Origin of the sequence: Aquabacterium parvum (assembly GCF_001447195.1) — a bacterium.
Classification (GTDB): Bacteria; Pseudomonadota; Gammaproteobacteria; order Burkholderiales; family Burkholderiaceae_C; genus Aquabacterium; species Aquabacterium parvum.
Window position 1 is genome coordinate 1 of the sequence record NZ_LFRI01000044.1, and the last position, 1305, is coordinate 1305.

Annotated in this window: 1 protein-coding gene; it reads right to left on the reverse strand. The window is 61.5% G+C overall.

Annotated features, from left to right (window positions below; translation table 11 throughout):
- Window positions 1-39 precede the first annotated feature (39 nt).
- Window positions 40-1241, reverse strand: a protein-coding gene (locus ABG80_RS00765) for an IS3 family transposase (protein WP_152987395.1) whose coding sequence is annotated in 2 segments (ribosomal slippage) — window positions 40-974 and window positions 974-1241 — 1203 coding nt in all. Because the reading frame shifts where the segments join, the coding sequence is not laid out codon by codon here.
- Window positions 1242-1305 lie beyond the last annotated feature (64 nt).

The window sequence follows — 1305 nt, forward strand, 5'->3', positions numbered from 1 at the left end:
TGAGGTTGCCCCTGAATTTCGGAGCGCTTAGCCCGGGTTTCATGCGGCGTTCTTGCGCTGAGCCGCCAGCCAGCGTTGCTCGTATTGCATGGGGCTGAGATAGCCCAGCGCCGAATGCAGACGAGAGTGATTGTAGAAGGCCATCCAGTTCAGAATGGCTGTCCTGGCCTGCTCTCGGGTGGCAAACCTTTGCCCCAGCACGCAAGCCACCTTCAGATGGCCCCAGAAGCTCTCCGTGGGCGCGTTGTCCCAGCAGTTGCCCTTGCGGCTCATGGATGAACTGATACCCCAGGCCTTCATCGTGGTCTGGAACTCATGGCTGCAGTACTGGCTGCCGCGGTCGCTGTGGAAGATCAGCCCCTTGGCTGGCCTGCGGCGCCAGCAGGCCATCAGCAGCGCGTCTTTGACCAGGCTGGTCTGCATGTGCGGCTGCATGCTCCAGCCCACCACCTGGCGGCTGTGCAGGTCAAGCACCGCAGCCAGGTACAGCCACCCCTCATCGGTGGGGATGTAAGTGATGTCGCCGCTCCACAGCAGATTGGGCGCCTCGGGGTTGAAGCGCCGCTGCACGAGATCCGGCGCCACCGGCAGGTGGTGCTTGCTGTCGGTGGTAACGACGAACTTCTTCTTGGTGCGCGCCTTGATCCCGTGGCGCTGCATCAGCACGCGCACACGCTCTTTGCCCACGCGGATGCCCCTGGCCAACAGCTCCTTGTGCATGCGGGGCCAACCGTACTCGCCTTTGATCTCCGCGTGAATGGCACGTATGTGCGTCAGCAAGGCTTCGTCGCTCTGAAACCGGCTGGGGCAATGATCAGGTTCACCCTGACCTCGCTTCCAGTTGAAGTACCCGCTGGCGCTGATCTCCAGCACCTCGCACATCAGGCTCACAGGCCATGCCTTGCCGCTCATTTGCCGGACCCAAGCGTACTTTGCAGCACATCCTGCGCAAAGTACGCTGCGGCTTTTTTTGCGATGTCGCGCTCCATCTTCAGGCGAGCCACCTCGGCCCTCAAACGCGCAAGCTCCATCTGTTCGGCTGTGACCACCGGGGCCTTCTGGCTCGGCACAACACCGCCCAATTGCCCCTTGGCATCCAGGCGAACCCAGTTGGACACATTTGATGACGGGATGCCCAGCACCTTGGCCACCACCGCCCCAGACTGCCCGGCCTTGACCTGCCTGACAGCCTCCAGTTTGTACTCCAGGGTGTACTTGCCACGTACCTGCTTGTCGACCATTTCTTCGCTCCTTTCCAGCATTGTGGTCATGAGCTAAGAACTCCACTTTTCGGGGGCAACCTCA